Consider the following 16715-nt stretch of genomic DNA (forward strand, 5'->3'; position numbering starts at 1 on the left):
GGCGCGCATGGGGGCATGCGCGCCGGTCTTTTGTTACGCCGCCGATTTGCGGCGCGGACGGCGCCGACGGTTTGCAGCGCCATTTGCGCTTTGCGGCTTTGGCCCACGGCGCCGATTGCGCTGACGTCCACCGGGTTTGGCAGTGGCCGCGGCCTCGGGGGCCGTTCCGCTGGCCACGGGAATTTCGATCTTCATCAGCTTCTGAATTTGACGCAGCAGATCGTATTCATCCGGGGCGCAGAAGGCGATGGCTTCGCCTTCGCGGCCCGCACGCGCGGTGCGGCCGATTCGGTGGACATAGTTGTCGGGCACCTCGGGCAGGTCATAGTTGATCACATAGGCCACCCCCGGAATGTCGATGCCGCGGGCTGCCACATCGGTGGCGACCAGCACGGTGATCTCGCCCTCGCGGAAGGCCTTGATGGCGCGGTCGCGCTGGCCCTGGCTTTTGTTGCCGTGGATCGAGGCGGCGTTGTAGCCGTCGGCGACCAGCCCCTTCATCAGCTTTTCCGCGCCGTGCTTGGTGCGCGAAAACACCAGCGTCAGGGCCTCGGTGTCGCGCGAGAGGATCTCGCGCAGCTTGGCGGGTTTTCCCGGCTTTTCAACGAAATGCACCGACTGGGTGATCTTGTCGGCCGCCTTGCCCGGAGGCGAGACCTGCACCCGTTGCGGGTTGGTCAGGTAGGCGCGGCTGAGCTCCTCCATCTGTTTCGGCATTGTGGCCGAGAACAGCATGGTCTGGCGCGGCGTGCCCAGTTCGGGCGCGATCCGGCGCAGCGCGTGGATGAAGCCCATGTCGAGCATCTGGTCGGCCTCGTCCAGCACCAGATGCCGGACCTGGCCGAGATCCACCGCGCCGCGCTCCATCAGGTCAATCAGGCGGCCGGGAGTGGCCACCAAGATGTCGGTGCCGCGCGACAGGAACATGATCTGCTTGTTGATCGACTGGCCTCCGACGACGGTAGCCACGCGCAGTTTCGTCTTTTTGGTGAGCGTGCGCAGGCTGTCGGCGATCTGGTTCACCAGTTCGCGGGTGGGGGCGAGGATCAAGGCCTTGGCGGTTTTCGGCGCCGGTTTGCCGGGCTGGGCCAGAAGGTGGTCGATCAGCGGCAGGCCAAAGGCCAGCGTCTTGCCGGTGCCGGTCTGGGCGAGGCCCAGGATGTCATGACCTTCCAGGGCCAGCGGGATGGCCTGGTTCTGGATCGGGGTCGGTTGGGTGAATTTGGCGCGTTCAAGCGCGTCGTTCAGGGCTGGCGCAAGGCCAAGCATGTCGAAATCGAACAAGTAGTCTTCCTTTGTGGTCCGCGCCTGCATCTGCAATGCGCACACGAGAGTCACTGATCGCGCGGGATGCGCGACCGGCAGGGGTTGTGCGTGGCCTCGGGATCAGCAGGCGAATCCTGCGGCATCCGGCCGACGCGTCGAGAACCCTGCGTGAATGGGAACTGGAGATATGGGGCGCTGTCGGACCTCGGTTCTGGTCCGCGTGCTCACGCGGCAGCGCTGCGGGACACATGAGGGCTGCGGCGTGGAATGTCAAGCCGCGTCGGCGGATTGGTGTGGAGCGGCGGCTTGTGTGGTATCTGGGCTGTGCCGTGTGAGGGGGTGGAAATTGAGATTTTGTTAACCCCGACAGTGCGTTACCCGTTGCGCGCTGTTGCGCGGCACCTTGACATGGCGCACTGTTTCGCGTATAAGTTGTGTCATGCTAGAAGAAGTGGGCGACGGTCCCGGGGCAACCCGGCGGCCGTTTTTCATTTCTCTCGTGCGGAGATCACTCACGCATGAGGTCACAGGCAAACATGACTTTGATTACCCCGGAAGAGCGGATGTCCCGGACGGCCGAGCTGTTGCAGTCGTTGGAGGTATCCATTCGCGGTTTGCGGCAAGCGGCGGAAGACCTGCGCAGGCGGATCGAGGCCGGGGAGGATGCAGACCTGGCGAGTTCAGCCAGACAACTCGGACAGCTAGAGGGGCTGATCCGAAGTTGCCAGAAAGTGGAGACAAGCTTTGTCGAACAATGTCATAGACAAGCGGGAATCGCCCAAGGAGGCTATGCGCTCGACCTGGAGCGGGCCCGATCTGAGATCGGGTGCCGATTGGCTCGCCTCCGCGCCTGCTGGGGTGCGGGACAGATTTCTGAGTGAGATCGGGGAGGGGGGGCTGTGTGCCCTCCCTTTCCTGTTCGAGTTCTGGGCACTGCCGCATCAATTGCCGCCCGAGGGCGACTGGAGGTCCTGGGTCATCATGGGCGGGCGCGGCGCGGGCAAGACGCGGGCAGGGGCCGAGTGGGTGCGACAGGTGGTCGAGGGGGGCAAACCTTTCGACGAGGGCGAGGCCCGGCGCGTGGCGCTGGTGGGCGAGACCTTTGACCAAGTGCGCGACGTGATGATCTTTGGCGACAGCGGGGTCATGCAGTGCTCTCCGCCTGACCGGCGGCCGCAGTGGAAGGCATCGGAACGCAAACTGGTCTGGCCCAACGGGGCCGAGGCGCAGGCGTTTTCGGCGCATGACCCCGAGGGGCTGCGCGGGCCGCAATTCGATGCGGCCTGGGTGGATGAGTTGGCCAAGTGGAAAAAGGCGGGCGAGACCTGGGACATGCTGCAATTCGCGTTGCGTCTGGGGGAGCGGCCGCGGGTCTGCATCACCACGACGCCGCGCAACGTGAAGGTGTTGAAGGATCTGCTGGCGGCGCCGTCCACGGTGATGACCCATGCGCCGACCGAGGCGAACCGGGCCAATCTGGCGGACTCGTTCCTGCAAGAGGTGCGCGCGCGCTATGCCGGCACAAGGCTGGGGCGGCAGGAGTTGGACGGGGTGCTGCTGGCCGATGCCGAGGGGGCGTTGTGGACCGGCTCGATGTTGGATGCGGCGCGGGTCAAGGCGGTGCCCGAGCTGGACCGCGTGGTGGTGGCGCTGGACCCGGCGGTGACGGGCGGATCGGGCGCCGATGCCTGCGGGATCTTGGTGGTCGGCGCGCAGCTGCAGGGGCCGCCCGAGGACTGGCGCGCCTATGTGCTGGCTGATCGGACGGTGCAGGGCGCGGGCCCGGCAGGCTGGGCGCGCGCGGCGATCGACGCGATGGACGAATTCGGGGCCGAGCGGCTGGTGGCCGAGGTCAATCAGGGTGGGCAGTTGGTAGAAGAGGTGGTGCGGCAGGTGGACCCTCTGGTCCCGTTCCGGGCGGTGCGGGCCTCGCGCGGGAAGGTGGCGCGGGCCGAGCCGGTGGCGGCGCTCTATGAGCAGGGGCGGGTGTTCCATGTGGCCGGGTTGGAGGCGCTGGAGGAGCAGATGTGCCAGATGACCGCGCGGGGGTTTGAGGGGCAGGGCTCGCCCGACCGGGTCGATGCGCTGGTCTGGGCGCTGCATGAGCTGGTGGTGGGACCGGCGGCGGCATACCGGCGGCCCAGGGTGCGGGTTTTGTGATCAGCCCTTGGGCTTTTCGAACTTCGCGAAGGCCTCGGCATAGTCGGGGTGCCAGCGCGAGAGGGCGGGGCGGTTGTGGATGATGTCCTCGGCGGCCCATTGAACGCGACGGCGGTCGCGTTCGGCATCGACGTCGTTGTCGGGGCAGAGGATGTAGAAGTCGCCGTGGGCCATGCGGTCCAGGAAATAGTCGACGGTCTGCTCGCTGGTCCAGGCGGCGGCTGGTTTTTCCGGCAGGAATGACGCGACCATGCCGGTATAGGTAAAGCCCGGAACGAAGAGATGCGCGGAGATCGGTGCGCCGGCCTCGCGCAGCTCGTGCGCGAGCTGTTCGGTCAGCGTTTTGACGGCGGCCTTGGACACGTTGTAGCCGGGGTTGCCCGGCGGGGTGGTGATCCCCTGCTTTGACCCGGTGTTGATGACGACCGCCGGGCGGTCAGCCTCAATCATGTGGGGCAAAAAGGCTTGGACGCCGCGCAGCACACCCAGAAAGTTCACGTCGAGAATTTTCTGCCAGTTGTCGAATGACTCCCATGTTTTCGTCGGCAGGCTGATCCCTGCATTGTTCATCAAAACGGCGACTTGCCCGGCGGCGAGAGCTGTATCAGCCAAGTTTTCCATGTCGGCTTGAGAGGTGACATCAGTCGGCACCGCGGTGATGTTTACCGCGTCAAAGCCTGCTTTGAGGTCTTCCGTCGTTTCGTCGAGCGCCTGTCCCGGAAGGTCGGCGAGTATGACGTCCAGCCCGGCTTGAGCAAAACGCTGTGCCGCGACGCGCCCGACTCCACTGGCGGCGCCGGTCACGACGGCGATCCCGCCGGTTTCAATTGCACGTTTGTACATGACTGGTCCCTCCTGATAGATTGACGACGAGGGTAGCGCATTTCTGGTTGATGCCGAGGTAAAACCTGAAGGCATAGGCTCCGACGCCGTTGCGCAGCCGCCGTACGCCCCATTCCCGAGGCTTAAAGATCTTTCCGTCATAACTCCTTTCAACAAGCCGGGCAGAGCGGCGGCAGAAAGGAGCATCTGGACATGGTATTCGATTTCTTGCGTCGTGGATCGGCTGAGATGGCCCCCGAGGCAAAAGCAAGCGCAGCCGGGCCGGTGGTGGCCTGGCAGACCGGAGGTCGCGTTGCCTGGAGCCCGCGGGACACAGCCTCGCTGACGCGCACCGGGTTTTCCGGCAACCCGGTGGGGTTCCGGTCGGTCAAACTAATTGCCGAGGCCGCGGCGGCGCTGCCCCTGGTTCTGCAGGACGACGCGCAGCGGTACGAGACGCACCCGGTTCTGCGCCTGATGCGCCGTCCGAACGCGGCGCAGGGCAAGGCCGAGCTGCTGGAGGCGCTGTTCGGGCAGTTGCTGCTGTCGGGCAACGCCTATGTCGAGGCGGTGCAGGCCGAGGGCGGGCTGCCGGTCGAGCTGCATGTGCTACGCTCGGACCGGATGAGCGTGGTGCCGGGGGCGGATGGCTGGCCCAGGGCCTATGACTACACCGCCGGGGGCAAGACGCACCGGTTCCCGGCCGAAGCCATCTGCCATATCAAGTCGTTCCACCCGCAGGATGACCACTATGGCTTTTCGCCCCTGCAGGCGGCGGCGATGGCGATCGACGTGCACAACAGCGCCTCGCGCTGGTCGAAATCGCTGTTGGACAATGCCGCGCGGCCCTCGGGGGCGCTGGTGTGGAAGGGCGGCGACGGGCAGGGCGTGATGGCCGAGGAACAGTTCCGCCGTCTGAGCGACGAGATCGAGGCGAACTATCGCGGCGCGCGCAACGCCGGGCGTCCGATGGTTCTGGAAGGGGGGCTGGATTGGAAGCCGATGGGCTTTTCGCCCTCGGACATGGAGTTTCAGAAGACCAAGGAAGCCGCCGCCCGCGAGATCGCGCTGGCCTTTGGTGTCCCGCCGATGCTGCTGGGGATCCAGGGCGACGCGACCTATTCGAACTATCAGGAGGCCAACCGGGCGTTCTATCGCCTGACCGTTCTGCCCCTGGTGACGCGGGTGGCGGCGGCGTTGTCGGACTGGCTGTCGGGCTTTACCGGCGAAGATCTGGTGCTGAAGCCCGATCTGGACCAGGTGCCGGCGCTGGCGGCGGAACGCGATGCGCAATGGGCGCGGGTGGCCAATGCCGATTTCCTGACCGATGCCGAAAAGCGCGCTCTGCTGGGCCTGCCGGCGCTGGCGGAGACGGCGGATGGCTGACACGCCGGGATACCCGCCCTTTGACTGCGCGCCGGGCCTGCGCCTGGCCGCGCACGAGAGGGTGGCCGAGATCCAGCATGCGCATCTGTGCAGGCGGCTGGATCAGATCGAGGAAATGATGGAACGGCTGGAGCGGCGGTTGTGGCTGACGGTCTATGGCGTGGCGGCGGTGATCCTGGCGCAGGCGTTCCAGTCATTCCTGACGGTAGCGCCATGAATTCAGTGGCTTACGAGGAGTTTTTCATGGATTTGGAACGCAAGTTCGCGCGGTTCGGCGATGGGCTGTCGGTGACCGAGGACGCGGTGATCGAGGGCTATGCCAGCCTGTTCGGCCAGGTCGATCAGGGCCGCGACGTGGTGCAGAAAGGTGCCTATGCCGTATCGCTGGCCGGGCTGAGGGCGGCCGGTCAGCGGGTCAAGATGCTCTGGCAGCACGATCCGACGCAGCCCATCGGCGTGTGGGACGAGGTGCGCGAGGATGAGCGCGGGCTGTGGGTCAAGGGGCGGTTGCTGGAAAGCACCCAGAAGGGGCGCGAAGCGGCCGAGCTGATCCGCGCGGGTGCGCTGGACGGGCTGTCGATCGGCTATCGCACAAAGCGGGCCGTGAAGGATGACAAGGGCCGGCGGCTCTTGACGGAACTGGAGCTGTGGGAGGTGTCGCTGGTGACCTTCCCGATGCTGCCCAGTGCGCGGGTGGCGGCAAAGGGGACGGACCCCGATGCCGAGGACACCTGGCGCAGTATTGCCGAGGTGTTCGAGAACGCCCGGCAGGAGCTGGCGCGAACCTAGCGCGCCTCGACCCCCACCCAGAAAGGAAGTGCTGATGAGCAAGACCGAGACCGCGGCCTTGACCGGAGAGGGTGTGCCCCTGGTTCAGGAGGTGAAGCAGGCGATGGCTGGCTTCGTGAGTGAATTCAAGGGCCTGAAGGCTGAAGTTCAACATAAACTGCAACAGACAGAAGAGCGACTGACCATGCTGGATCGTAAATCAACCATTGCGGCGCGCCCGCATCTTGCGGCCTCGACCCTGGAGGAAGCGCCGCACCAGAAGGCCTTTGACGCCTATGTGCGCTCGGGCGACGACGATGCCCTGCGCGGGCTGGAGATGGAGGCCAAGTCGCTGTCGACGGCCGTCAACAGCGATGGCGGTTACCTGGTCGATCCGCAGACCGCCGAGATGATCAAGTCGGTGCTGAAATCCACCGCGTCGATCCGCTCGATCGCGTCGGTCGTGAATGTCGAGGCCAATTCGTTCGACGTGCTGATCGACCACACCGATGTGGGCGCGGGCTGGGCCGATGAAACCGCGGCCGCCTCCGAGACCGGCACCCCGTCGATCGACCGCATCTCGATCCCGCTGCACGAGCTGAGCGCGCTGCCCAAGGCCTCGCAGCGGCTGCTGGATGACAGCGCATTCGACGTCGAGGGCTGGCTGGCGGGCCGCATCGCCGACAAGTTCGCCCGCGCCGAGGCGGCGGCCTTCATCAACGGCGACGGCATCGACAAGCCCAAGGGCATTCTGAGCCATCCGGCGGTGGACAATGATGTCTGGACCTGGGGCAACCTGGGCTATGTGCCAACCGGTGTCGCGGGCGGCATCGATGCGGATGCGATCGTTGACGTGGTCTATGCGCTAGGCGCGCAGTACCGCGTGAATGGCACCTTCGTGATGAACTCGAAAACCGCGGGTGTAATCCGCAAGCTCAAGGATGCCGACGGCCGCTTCCTGTGGTCGGATGGCCTGGCCGCGGGTGAGCCTGCGCGACTGATGGGTTATCCGGTGCTGATCGCCGAGGACATGCCGGATCCGGGCACCGACAGCTTCTCGATCGCCTTCGGTGACTTCTCGGCCGGCTATACCATCGCCGAACGCCCCGACCTGCGCGTGCTGCGCGACCCGTTCAGCGCCAAGCCGCATGTCCTGTTCTACGCCACCAAGCGCGTGGGTGGCGACATCAGCGACTTTGCCGCGATCAAGCTGGTGAAATTCGGCACCGCCTAAGCGGTGACGGATCCGGGGGGCCGGTGGGCCGGTCCCTCGGGCGGCGGGCGCGGGCCGGGGTGAGATCCCCCGCGTTGTCTAGCTGCTCCCCTCCGTCCGAGCAACGTGGGGCGGCACGTGCCCGCCATTTTCCAAGGATGCGGCCCCCGGAGGGGTCCGAGATTGCGGAGTGAATGGATGATGTTGATCGAAGAAACCGCCATCGCGGATGCGGCGCTGCCGGTGGATCAGTTCAAGGCGCATCTGCGGCTGGGCACGGGATTTGCCGAGACCAGCCTGCAGGACGACGTGTTGAAGGGGTTCCTGCGGGCGGCGATGGCCGCGATCGAGGCGCGCACGGGCAAGGTGCTGATATCGCGCAGTTTCACCTGGACGCTAAGCCGGTGGCGCAACGACGCGGGCGAGGTCCTGCCGGTTGCGCCGGTGACGAGTATCGACGCGGTGATGCTGACTGACGCGCTTGGCGCCGAGCAGGTGGTGGCGCCCGGGACCTACCGTCTGGAGCGGGACAGCCAGCGTCCCTGCCTGCGGCCGATGGGGGCTCGCCTGCCCGCCATTCCCAACGGTGGAGAGGCGACCATCGCGCTGACGGCCGGGATGGCGGCGGACTGGGGCGGACTGCCGGCCGATCTGGGGCAAGCGGTGCTGCTGCTGGCGGCGCATTACTATGAATACCGCGACGAGACCAGCCTGGGCGACGGCTGCATGCCTTTCGGGGTGACCAGCCTGATCCAGCGCTATCGCATGGTGCGTTTCGGCGCGGGGGTGATGCAATGAGCGCGCCCCGTCTGAACCGGCAGCTGGTGCTGGAGGCCCCGGTTCGGGTGGCCGATGGCGCGGGCGGCTATGCCGAGACATGGACGCCGCTGGGCACGCTGTGGGCCGAGGTGACCGCCCGGACCGGCACCGAGCGCGCGGTGGCGAATGTTCCGGTGTCGCGCGTGAGTTACCGCATCGTGGTGCGTGGCGCGCCCGAGGGGTCGTCGATGCGCCCGGCGCCCGATCAGAGGTTTCGCGAGGGCGAGCGGCGCTTCGTGATCCGCGCCGTGGCCGAATACGACGCGGCCGGGCGCTATCTGACCTGTTTCGCGGATGAGGAGGTGGCGGCATGAGCTATGGCGTTTCGGCGGCGCTGCAGGCGGCGGTGTTCCAGCAACTTGTCTATGACAGGGGCATTTCGTCCCAGATCGGCGACGCGGTCTATGACGCGGTGCCATCAGGGACATTGCCGCAAACCTACATCACCCTTGGTCCGGAAGAGGTACGCGAGGCCTCGGACAAGACGGGCCAGGGCACTTTGCATCGGTTCACCGTATCGGTGGTCTCGGAGGCCGCCGGGTTCGGCGCGGCCAAGACGCTGGCTGGGGCCGTGTGCGACGCGCTGGACGGCGCCGCGTTGACGCTGGAACGGGGGCGGCTGGTGGGGCTGTGGTTCGAGCGGGCCTCAGCCCGGCGCACCGGGACTGGCGGCGCGATCCGGCAGGTCGACCTGAGATTCCGCGCCCGCGTGGAAGACAACTAAGCAATCAATGGAGAGAGCATATGGGTGCCCAGAACGGTAAAGACCTGCTGGTCAAGGTGGACATGAACGGCACGGGTCTGTTCCAGACCATCGCGGGGCTGCGGGCCACGCGTATCAGTTTCAACGCCGAAAGCGTGGATGTCACCACGTTGGAAAGCCAGGGCGGCTGGCGCGAGTTGCTGTCGGGGGCGGGGGTCAAGTCGGCCTCGATTTCCGGATCGGGCGTGTTCAAGGACGCCGGCACGGATGAACGCGCGCGGCAGTTGTTCTTTGATGGTGAAACGCCCGCCTTCCAGGTGATCATCCCCGATTTCGGCATCGTCGAAGGCCCGTTCCAGGTGACCGGGATCGAGTATGCGGGCTCGCACAATGGCGAGGCGACCTATGAGATGAGCCTGGCCAGCGCCGGCGCCCTGACCTTTGTGGCGCTGTGATGGTCAATCCGTGGGCGGGAGAGGTGGCGCTGGTGATCGATGGCCAGCGTCGGGTGCTCAAGCTGACGCTGGGCGCGTTGGCTGAGCTGGAGCAGGAGCTGGGCGCAGGGTCGCTGGTGGAACTGGTGCAGCGGTTTGAGGGCGGCGCCTATTCCAGCGGTGACGTGCTGGCGCTGATCCTGGCGGGGCTGCGCGGAGGCGGGGCGGATGTGACCCGCGCCGACATGCTGCGGGCCGAGATCGAGGGCGGCCCGATGGCCGCGGCGCGGGCGGCGGCCGAGCTGCTGGCGCGGGCCTTCATGGTGCCGGGTGAGTCATGAGCGGCTTTGACTGGCCCGGCCTGATGCGGGCCGGGCTGCACGGGCTGCGGCTGACGCCGGATCAGTTCTGGCGTCTGACCCCGGCCGAACTGCGGCTGATGCTGGGGCAGGGACGCGGGATTCCGGCGATGAACCGGGCGCGGCTGGAGAAGCTGCTGGCCGCCTGGCCCGACAAGATACGAGGAGAGCGTGATGGCGGAAAATGACGGGTTTGACGACCTGCAGGAGCGCGGCGAGGCGCTGGGCGATGCCCTGGGCGATGCCGCCACGATGGCGGCGGCCTTCGATGCCCAGATGAAGCGGATCAGCGCCGCTTTTGAAGAGACCGGGAAGGATGTCGCCACCTTGGAACGCGGCATGTCAACCGGGCTGCGTAAGGCATTCGACGGCGTGGTTCTGGACGGCATGAACCTGTCGGAGGCGCTGGACGTTCTGAAGAATTCGATGATCCGCACGGCATATTCGGCAGCGATCAAGCCGGTGACGGATCATTTCGGTGGCATGCTGGCCAATACGGTCGGCGGCTTGGTGCAGGGGCTGCTGCCCTTTGCCGACGGTGGCAGTTTCGCCCAGGGGCGCGTCATGCCCTTTGCCAATGGCGGCGTGGTCACCGGGCCCACCATGTTTCCGATGCGCGGTGCGACCGGGTTGATGGGCGAGGCCGGCCCCGAGGCGATCATGCCGCTGGCGCGCGGACCCGACGGCAAGCTGGGCGTGCGCAACTCGGGCGGCGGACGGGCGGTGAACGTGGTGATGAACATCACCACACCCGACGTTCAGGGCTTTCGCCGCAGCCAAGGCCAGATCGCAGCCCAGATGAGCCGTGCCCTGGGGCGCGGCAATCGCAACCGGTAGTTTGGGGAGCAGGACATGAATTTCCACGAAATCAGATTTCCCGCCAGCCTGAGTTTCGGCTCGGTCGGCGGACCCGAGCGGCGCACGGATATCGTGACTCTGGCCAACGGGTTCGAAGAACGCAACACGCCCTGGGCGCATTCGCGGCGGCGTTATGACGCCGGTTTGGGGATGCGGTCGCTGGACGACATCCAGACGCTGATCGCCTTTTTCGAAGCGCGTCAGGGTCAGATGTACGGGTTCCGCTGGAAGGACTGGTCGGACTACAAGTCCTGCGCCGCCACTGCCGAGGTCGACATGGGCGACCAGGTGATCGGTCAAGGCGACGGGGTCACGACCGTGTTCCAACTGGTCAAGACCTATGCCTCGGGCGGGGTCAGCTATGTCAGGCCCATCGTCAAGCCGGTGCTGGGTACGGTCAAGGTGGGGCTCGATCAGGACGAGGCCCGAGAGGGCGTCGATTTCGAGGTGGACCTGAATCGCGGTCTGATTCAATTCGCGGTCCCGCCGGCCGAGGGGGTCGAAGTGACCGCCGGGTTCGAGTTCGACGTGCCGGTGCGCTTCGACACCGACAGGATCCAGGTCAGCGTGGCCAGCTTTCAGGCAGGCGACGTACCCAATGTTCCGGTGGTGGAGGTGCGGGTCTGATGAGCGGCGACAAGCAGGCATTGCTGACCCATCTTCAGTCCGGCATGACTACGGTCTGCCGCTGTTGGGCGATCACTCGAACCGATGGCGTGTCCTTCGGGTTCACCGACCATGACCGCGAATTGGCCTTTGACGGACTGGTGTTCAAGGCAAGCTCCGGTCTGACGGCCTCGGCGATCGAACAGGCAACGGGCCTGTCGATCGACAATTCCGAGGCCATGGGCGCCCTGACCGATGCGGCCGTGCGCGACGAAGATATCGAGGCCGGCCGGTTCGACGGCGCCGAGGTGCGGGCCTGGCTGGTCAACTGGGCCGCGCCGGACCAGCGGATGCTGCAGTTTCGCGGCTCGATCGGCGAGTTGCGGAGGGCCGGGCGCGCGTTTCATGCCGAATTGCGGGGGCTGACCGACCGGCTGAACCGGCCATTGGGGCGGATCTACCAAAAACCCTGCACCGCGATTTTGGGCGACAAGGCCTGCAAGTTCGACACGACCACGCCCGGTTATTGGGCTGAGGTCGCGATCGCCGCGGTCGGCGACGGCCCGGTCTTGCGCCTGGAAGGGGCCGAGGAGATTGACGCGGGCTGGTTCGATCGGGGCCGGCTGGATGTGCTGAGCGGCGCATCGCAAGGGCTGTGGGCGACGATCAAGACGGATCGGCCGGTCTCGGGTGGGCGCGAGGTTATGCTGTGGTCCGGGATCGGTGGGCGCCTTTCGGCCGGTGATCGCGTCCGGCTGACGGCGGGTTGCGACAAACGGATGAGAACCTGCCGGTTGAAATTCGACAATCTTCTGAACTTTCAGGGATTTCCCGACCTGCCAGGCGAAGACTGGGTGATGGCCGTGCCCAAGAAAGGAAAACCGTACAAAGGAGGGAGCCGACGGTGATGCCGACCCGACATGACATCGTAAGCGAAGCGCGCCGCTGGTTGGGGACACCGTATGTCCACCAGGCCTCGGTCAGGGGGGCGGGTACCGACTGCCTTGGGTTGCTGCGTGGCGTGTGGCGCGCCGCAATCGGGGACGAGCCCGAAGCAGTACCGGCCTACAGCCAGGACTGGTCCGAGCTACAGGGCGAGGAGCGGATGTGGGCGGCTGCCCAACGCCACCTGATCGAACGCCCTGACCTTAGCCTGGCCATCGGAGCGGTGCTGCTGTTCCGCATGCGCGACCGAGGCGTTGCCAAGCATCTGGGCATCGTCAGCGAGACCGGCCCGGTCCCGCGCTTCATCCATGCCTATTCAGGGCATGGGGTGGTTGAAAACGCTCTGAGCGATCCTTGGCGCCGCCGGGTGGTCGCCTGTTTTGATTTTCCTTTGGAGGACACCTGATGGCGACCATTCTGTTATCGGCGGCCGGGGCCGCGCTGGGCGGGTCCATCGGCGGAACGGTGGCCGGCCTGTCCACGGCGATCGTCGGCCGTGCCATCGGCGCCACGCTGGGCCGTGTGATCGACCAGCGCCTGATGAGCCAATCGGTGATGGGAAGCGGCAGCGAAGTGGTCGAGACCGGGCGGCTGGACCGCTTCCGCCTGACCGAGACCGGCGAAGGCGCGCCCGTGGCCACCGTTTTCGGCCGGATGCGCGTGGGCGGGCAGGTCATCTGGGCTTCGGATTTTCTGGAGACGCGGTCGACCACGACCACGACGCAGTCTGCCGGGGGCGGCAAGGGCACGCCCAAACCCGCCGAAGTGACGACGACCACCCACAGTTACAGCTACTCGGTGTCGCTGGCGATTGCGGTCGGGGCAGGAAAAATCGCCGACGTTTCGCGCATTTGGGCCGATGGTGAGGAAATCGAGCGCACCAGCGTGAACATGCGGATCTATCGGGGGACGGATACTCAACTGCCCGACCCGTTGATTGAATCGATCGAGGGCACGGGCAACGTGCCGGCTTATCGCGGCACGGCTTATGTGGTGATCGAGGACCTGCAACTCGGCAGATTCGGCAACCGCGTGCCGCAGTTCTCGTTCGAGGTGATCCGCCCCGATCAGGAGGATATGCCGAACTATGAGAGCGAGCTGCAACGGATCGTGAAGGGCGTTGCCCTGATGCCGGGCACGGGCGAATACACCCTTGCCAGCCGCCAGGTGAACTATGGAAAAGGGAAGGGGCGGACCTGGGCCGCAAATGTCAACGCGCCGTCCGGCCAGCCGGATTTGGTCGACTCGCTGCGGGCGTTGCGCCGGGAATTGCCCGCTTGCGAAGCAGCCTCGTTGGTCGTGTCATGGTTTGGGGATGATCTGCGGTGCGGCCAATGCAGCATTCGACCCAAGGTTCTGCGACGGGATGTCGATGGCATGAACATGCCGTGGAACGTGGCCGGGGTGGCTCGCAGCGCGGCTGCGGTCGTCGAGGAGATTGACGGCCGTCCGGTTTATGGCGGGACCCCGGCGGACGTGTCGGTCATCGAAGCCATCGCGCACCTCAAGGCCACGGGCAAGCGGGTCATGTTCTATCCGTTCATCCTGATGGATCAACTGCCGGGGAACGGCCTGCCGGACCCGTGGTCCGATGCGGGCGATCAGCCACATCTGCCTTGGCGTGGGCGTATCACGCTGGACGTTGCGCCGGGGCGGGACGGGTCTGTGGACGGAACGGCTCAGGCCGACGCGCAGGTGGCCAGCTTCTTTGGCGCGGCCAAGGCGTCGGATTTCTCAATCGGCGCGGGCACCGTCACCTATTCGGGGCCGCAGGAATGGGGGCTTGCGCGCTTCATCCTGCACTATGCCGCCCTTTGCAAAGCGGCCGGGGGGGTCGACTCGTTCTGCATCGGGTCCGAGATGCGGGGCCTGACCCAGATCCGCGGCGCGTCGGGATTTCCGGCCGTGGACCGGCTGCGGACCCTCGCGGCCGAAGTGCGCCAGATTCTGGGGCCGCAGACCCGGATTGGCTATGCGGCCGACTGGTCCGAGTATTTCGGCTATCAACCGAGCGACGGCAGCGGAGACCGGTATTTTCACCTGGATCCCCTATGGGCCGACGACAACATCGACTTTGTCGGGATCGACAACTACATGCCGATCTCGGACTGGCGCGACGGAGACGGGCATCTTGACGCCAAATCCGGTGCGCGGTCGATCTATGACCTTGGGTATCTGCGCGCCAATATCGAAGGCGGGGAGGGCTATCACTGGTACTATGCCTCGCCGGAGGAGCGCGACGCCCAGATCCGGACCCCGATCGAGGATGCCGAACATGGCGAACCATGGATCTGGCGGTACAAGGACATCCGGAACTGGTGGTCGAAGCCGCATCACGAACGCATCGGCGGGATGCGGCAGCCGGTGCCCACCGCATGGGTGCCCAGGTCGAAGCCCATCTGGTTCACCGAACTGGGCTGCGCGGCTATCGACAAGGGAACCAACCAGCCCAACAAGTTCGTCGATCCGAAATCCTCGGAATCGGACCTGCCAAGATACTCGAACGGGCTGCGCGATGACTTCATCCAGGTTCAGTACCTCAAGGCCACCTTAAGCTATTGGGCGGACCCGCAGGTGAACCCGGTCTCCGAGATCTATGGCGGGCCGATGGTGGATGTGTCGAATGCCTTTGTCTGGGCCTGGGATGCGCGGCCCTATCCGACCTTTCCGAACCTGCGCTCGCAATGGAGCGATGGGGCCAACTATGCGCGCGGTCATTGGCTGAACGGGCGGTCTGGGTCGCGCACTCTGGCCTCGGTTGTGACCGAAATCTGCCATGGCGCAGGGGTGACCGACATCGATGTGTCGGGCCTGTACGGCGTGGTGCGGGGCTATGCGGTCGAAGACGTGTCGGATGCACGCTCCGCCTTGCAACCGCTCATGCTGCGCTATGGGTTCGACGCGGTCGAGCGCGACGGGATGCTGGTGTTCCGTATGCGCGAGGGTCGGCATTCACACGACCTTGAACGGGACCAGATCGCGGAAAGCCCCGAGATCGAAGGGCGCGTGCAGTACCTGCGCGAGGCCGAAGCGGAAATGGCGGGCCGTGTGCGTCTGCGGTTCGTGCAGTCGGATTCCGACCACGACCTTGTGTCGGAAGAGGCGGTGATGCCCGATGACCGGACCCACTCGGTGGCCGTGAATGAAATGCCCTTGTCGATGACCCGGGCCGAGGGGCGACAGACCGTCGAACGTTGGCTGTCCGAGGCACGCGTGTCGCGCGACACGGTTCGGTTTGCGCTACCGCCATCACTGATGCACTTGGGCGCCGGGGACGTGGTGCGCCTGCCTTCGGCGAATGCGGCGTCGAATGCCCTGTATCGCATCGACCGGGTCGAGCAGGCCGACCTGCAGCTGGTGGACGCAGTCCGGATCGAGCCGGCGGTCTATGACCGGTCGGACATGGAAGATGACGGAGCCAGCGCCAAGCCCTATGCCGCGCCGGTACCGGTTCTGTCCTATTTCCTGGATCTGCCGCTGATCACCGGTGCGGAAAAGCCGCACGCTCCTTTTATTGCGGCGACGGCCGACCCCTGGCCGGGCAGCGTTGCCGTCTATGCCTCGGATCGGGATGAGGGGTACGAATTGCGCGACGTTCTGCCGGGACAGGCCGTGATCGGATTTGCCGAAACCCAACTGCCCAGGGCTGCGGCCGGGGTCTGGGACGAAGGCGCCCCCTTGCGGGTCAGGCTTATTGACGGGGTGCTGCAGTCGCAGTCGCGGGCTACCTTGCTGAACGGGGCGAATCTGGCGGCCATCGGAGATGGAACCGCCGGCAACTGGGAGCTGTTCCGGTTCGCCGACGCGCAGTTGCAGGAACCCGGTGTCTACGACCTGTCGGGGCGGTTGCGGGGCCAGTTGGGCACCGATGCCCTGATGCCGGACTACTGGCCGGTAGGGTCGGTCTTCGTCCTATTGGACGAGCGCATCTATCAGGCCAGCCTCGCCCGCACCGAGCGTCGCGTCGAGCGGCATTTCCGGATCGGGCCGGCAACGCGGGGTTACGACGACGAGTCCTACACCCACAGGGTCGAAACCTTCGACGGCAACGGACTGCGCCCCTATGCGCCGGTGCATCTGCGCGCTCTGCATTCGGCGGGCGACGACCATCTGACCTGGGTTCGCCGGACCCGGATCGACGGAGACGACTGGAGCTTTCTCGAGGTGCCCCTGGGTGAGGAATCCGAGGCCTATCTGGTTCGTATCAGCGCCGGCGGCGCGTTGGTGCGCCAAGAGGTAGTCTCCGTTCCGGCCTGGACCTATACGGCCGCGATGAAATCTGCCGACGGCGTCACCGGTTCCTATGGCGTTGAGGTCGCGCAGGTTTCGGCCAGCTATGGCCCGGGCCCCGCGGCGCGAATGACCGTGGGCTAGGT

At 65.9% G+C, this 16715-nt stretch carries 18 protein-coding genes; 16 read left to right on the top strand and 2 right to left on the bottom strand.

Translation table 11 applies throughout. The features are described 5' to 3' along the window. Nucleotides 1-33: 33 nt before the first annotated feature. Complete coding sequence (locus tag AC2FMD_RS05785; protein ID WP_496740799.1) at nt 34-1284, bottom strand: DEAD/DEAH box helicase; 1251 nt, start codon at nt 1282-1284, stop codon at nt 34-36. Nucleotides 1285-2055: 771 nt separating this feature from the next. Here AC2FMD_RS05785 and AC2FMD_RS05790 point away from each other — a divergent pair. Then, nucleotides 2056-3426, top strand: a complete 1371-nt coding sequence (locus AC2FMD_RS05790; RefSeq protein ID WP_496740797.1) for a DNA-packaging protein — start codon at nt 2056-2058, stop codon at nt 3424-3426. Here the strand turns inward: AC2FMD_RS05790 and AC2FMD_RS05795 are convergent, their stop codons facing one another. Then, nucleotides 3427-4269 carry an SDR family NAD(P)-dependent oxidoreductase gene (locus AC2FMD_RS05795; protein WP_496711446.1) on the bottom strand — a complete coding sequence of 281 codons (843 nt, stop codon included), beginning with the start codon at nt 4267-4269 and terminating at the stop codon, nt 3427-3429. A gap of 192 nt (nt 4270-4461) precedes the next feature. Between AC2FMD_RS05795 and AC2FMD_RS05800 the strand changes: the two genes are divergently transcribed. The 15 genes from AC2FMD_RS05800 (at nt 4462) to AC2FMD_RS05870 (ending at nt 16713) form a co-directional block, all read left to right on the top strand. Next, nucleotides 4462-5634 carry a phage portal protein gene (locus AC2FMD_RS05800; protein WP_496740796.1) on the top strand — a complete coding sequence of 391 codons (1173 nt, stop codon included), beginning with the start codon at nt 4462-4464 and terminating at the stop codon, nt 5632-5634. After that, on the top strand, nt 5627-5851 hold the full coding sequence (locus tag AC2FMD_RS05805; RefSeq protein ID WP_093962401.1) for a GTA head formation protein, RCAP_rcc01685 family: 225 nt from the start codon (nt 5627-5629) through the stop codon (nt 5849-5851). The genes AC2FMD_RS05800 and AC2FMD_RS05805 overlap by 8 nt, the downstream gene beginning before the upstream one ends. Before the next feature lie 26 nt (nt 5852-5877). After that, entirely contained in the window at nt 5878-6423 is a 546-nt protein-coding gene (locus AC2FMD_RS05810) for an HK97 family phage prohead protease (protein ID WP_496681094.1), read from the top strand. Nucleotides 6424-6457: 34 nt separating this feature from the next. Next, complete coding sequence (locus AC2FMD_RS05815; protein WP_496740794.1) at nt 6458-7636, top strand: phage major capsid protein; 1179 nt, start codon at nt 6458-6460, stop codon at nt 7634-7636. A 177-nt stretch (nt 7637-7813) separates the two neighbouring features. Further along, the gene (locus AC2FMD_RS05820) at nt 7814-8413 is read left to right on the top strand and encodes a head-tail connector protein (RefSeq protein ID WP_496740792.1); all 600 of its coding nucleotides are present in this window, start codon (nt 7814-7816) and stop codon (nt 8411-8413) included. Then, the gene (locus AC2FMD_RS05825) at nt 8410-8748 is read left to right on the top strand and encodes a phage head closure protein (RefSeq protein ID WP_496681100.1); all 339 of its coding nucleotides are present in this window, start codon (nt 8410-8412) and stop codon (nt 8746-8748) included. Before AC2FMD_RS05820 ends, AC2FMD_RS05825 begins: the two co-directional genes overlap by 4 nt. Next, nucleotides 8745-9158 (top strand): DUF3168 domain-containing protein, encoded by a 414-nt coding sequence (locus tag AC2FMD_RS05830; protein ID WP_496740790.1) that lies wholly within the window; start codon nt 8745-8747, stop codon nt 9156-9158. Before AC2FMD_RS05825 ends, AC2FMD_RS05830 begins: the two co-directional genes overlap by 4 nt. A gap of 20 nt (nt 9159-9178) precedes the next feature. Continuing rightward, nucleotides 9179-9592, top strand: a complete 414-nt coding sequence (locus AC2FMD_RS05835) for a phage major tail protein, TP901-1 family (protein WP_170370664.1) — start codon at nt 9179-9181, stop codon at nt 9590-9592. After that, complete coding sequence (locus AC2FMD_RS05840; RefSeq protein ID WP_496686481.1) at nt 9592-9912, top strand: gene transfer agent family protein; 321 nt, start codon at nt 9592-9594, stop codon at nt 9910-9912. Before AC2FMD_RS05835 ends, AC2FMD_RS05840 begins: the two co-directional genes overlap by 1 nt. Beyond that, nucleotides 9909-10118 (top strand): rcc01693 family protein, encoded by a 210-nt coding sequence (locus tag AC2FMD_RS05845; protein WP_496686478.1) that lies wholly within the window; start codon nt 9909-9911, stop codon nt 10116-10118. Before AC2FMD_RS05840 ends, AC2FMD_RS05845 begins: the two co-directional genes overlap by 4 nt. Continuing rightward, nucleotides 10105-10767, top strand: coding sequence for an RcGTA-type gene transfer agent tail tape measure protein (locus tag AC2FMD_RS05850; protein WP_496711452.1), 663 nt, complete (start codon nt 10105-10107; stop codon nt 10765-10767). Before AC2FMD_RS05845 ends, AC2FMD_RS05850 begins: the two co-directional genes overlap by 14 nt. A 15-nt stretch (nt 10768-10782) precedes the next feature. Further along, entirely contained in the window at nt 10783-11415 is a 633-nt protein-coding gene (locus tag AC2FMD_RS05855) for a phage distal tail protein, Rcc01695 family (RefSeq protein WP_496740788.1), read from the top strand. Further along, on the top strand, nt 11415-12302 hold the full coding sequence (locus AC2FMD_RS05860; protein WP_496686471.1) for a phage/gene transfer agent baseplate hub protein: 888 nt from the start codon (nt 11415-11417) through the stop codon (nt 12300-12302). The genes AC2FMD_RS05855 and AC2FMD_RS05860 overlap by 1 nt, the downstream gene beginning before the upstream one ends. Next, the gene (locus AC2FMD_RS05865) at nt 12302-12745 is read left to right on the top strand and encodes a C40 family peptidase (protein ID WP_496686468.1); all 444 of its coding nucleotides are present in this window, start codon (nt 12302-12304) and stop codon (nt 12743-12745) included. Before AC2FMD_RS05860 ends, AC2FMD_RS05865 begins: the two co-directional genes overlap by 1 nt. Beyond that, nucleotides 12745-16713, top strand: a complete 3969-nt coding sequence (locus AC2FMD_RS05870) for a baseplate multidomain protein megatron (protein WP_496794787.1) — start codon at nt 12745-12747, stop codon at nt 16711-16713. Before AC2FMD_RS05865 ends, AC2FMD_RS05870 begins: the two co-directional genes overlap by 1 nt. Nucleotides 16714-16715 lie beyond the last annotated feature (2 nt).

The organism is Ruegeria sp. BHSC276 (assembly GCF_059612945.1).